Source organism: Mesorhizobium sp. M0983, from assembly GCF_040318975.1.
Lineage (GTDB): Bacteria > Pseudomonadota > Alphaproteobacteria > Rhizobiales > Rhizobiaceae > Mesorhizobium.
On sequence record NZ_JAMYNH010000058.1, the window covers coordinates 1 to 1,752 of the forward strand.

3 protein-coding genes are annotated in these 1,752 nt (G+C 58.9%); all 3 read right to left on the minus strand.

Annotated features, from left to right (window positions below; genetic code table 11):
* On the minus strand, positions 1-157 hold a 157-nt coding region (locus NKH71_RS33265; RefSeq protein ID WP_352896618.1), incomplete at its 3' end, for an ATP-binding cassette domain-containing protein.
* 127 nt (positions 158-284) lie between these two features.
* Positions 285-1,307 carry an ABC transporter permease gene (locus NKH71_RS33270; protein ID WP_502897180.1) on the minus strand — a complete coding sequence of 341 codons (1,023 nt, stop codon included), beginning with the start codon at positions 1,305-1,307 and terminating at the stop codon, positions 285-287.
* Positions 1,304-1,752 (minus strand): ABC transporter permease (locus NKH71_RS33275; RefSeq protein ID WP_502900461.1); only part of this gene is annotated, 449 nt, incomplete at its 5' end. The genes NKH71_RS33270 and NKH71_RS33275, both read right to left, overlap by 4 nt.

Below are 1,752 nucleotides of genomic sequence, written 5' to 3' on the forward strand. Positions count from 1 at the left end.
ACGTTTTGATGAGGGTGGACTTGCCGGCGCCGTTGTCGCCGAGAAGGCAAAGCACTTCGCCGGCGCGCACCCTCAGCGAAATATCGTGCAGGACATCGATCGGCCCGAAGGATTTGTTGACGCTTTTCAGCTCGAGAATGGCAGGTTTGTCGTTCATGGCGTGCGCACCTCTTCATCTGCGAACCGGCTTGGCTGATGCGGTTGATCGGCCAGGGTATTCATCGAAGCTCGATGCTCGTTGACGGAAGCGAGTTCAGGGCCCGGCTGCTGTAACAACTCGTTTCTCATGGGTTTGCTGGCTCCCGCGGCAGGCTTCGCTTACCCCGCGGTCTGAAGTACAAAGCCAAATCGCGGAACGACTGGTTCATCAGCACGGCCACCAAGAGCATCACACCGATGATCAGGTTCGACCAGTTTCGGTCGATCTGGGTGAAGTAGATGCCCTGGCTGACTATGGCGAAGGTGATGGTGCCGACGAAGATACCAACAACCGACCCGAAACCGCCGGTCAGCAATACGCCGCCCACCACCACGGACACGATGGCGTTGAAGATGAAGTTCATGCCGCCGGAGACTTGGGCGGAATTGAACAGGATCGCCTGGCAGATGCCAACAAAGGTGGCGCTGACTGCGGACAACACAAACAGCGCAATGGTCATGCGGTCTGTCGGAATTCCGGCGTTGCGGGCGCTGACACGATCGCCGCCCATTGCAAACAGCCAGTTGCCGTAACGGGTCTTGTGCAGAACGAAGCCGATGATCACGGCGAATGCGATCCACCAGATGATGATGACCTGGTGACTGCCACCGATCAACTGGCCGAAGAGGAATTTGGCCCAGCCCGGCGCGGTCAGGGCAACGCTGGCAGTCCCGGTCAGAAGCACCGAAGCACTGAGCACCACCCCCTGCATGGCGACCAGCGTGGCCAGAGTAATGATTAGCGAGGGCACGGAGGTGCGGATCGTCAGCAGGCCGTTGACCAGGCCGACCGCCACGCCGACTGTCAGCGCCCCAGCAATTCCCACCCCAATGGGCAGTCCGTAATAGCCGGTGAGTATGGCGGTTGTCATGGAACCCGCGGGGATCAAAGCGCCGATGGAGATGTCGAGTTCGCCTGAGATCATCAGCAGCCCGACTGGAATGGCGACAATGCCCAGATTGGCCGCGAAATTGACCCAACTCGCTGCACCAACGAGCGTGCCCAAACTGGCGCCGCCGAACAGAACGAAGAACAGCACGACGCCGATAAGACTGAGGATCGAGCCGGCTTCGGGACGGCGCAGCACCGATTTGATTGCGTCCATCATGACTGCGGCCCCTTCTTCGACGAATAGCTGAGCGCCAGCTGCCGGAAGGTGTCGTTGGTCAGCACCGCGATCAAAAGAAGCGCGCCAATTATGACGCTACCGATGTTGGGATCCATGCTCGTGAAGTAGATGCCCTGGTTCACGATCGAGAAGGTAATCGTGCCAAACACGATGCCAACGATCGAGCCGAAGCCGCCCGTGAGCAGAACGCCCCCAATGACCACACACATGATGGAATTGAAGATGAAGGACTGACCGGCCAGAACCTGCGCACTCTGGTAAACCATCACCTCGCTGACCCCAACGAAAGCGGCGCTGAAGCCGGACAGCATGAACAGACCAATGGTCAGCCGTTTGGTCGGAATGCCGACATTACGCGCGCTCTCCTTGTCACCGCCGAGTGCATAGATCCAGTTGCCTATCGGGGAGATGTGCAATAGCCAGA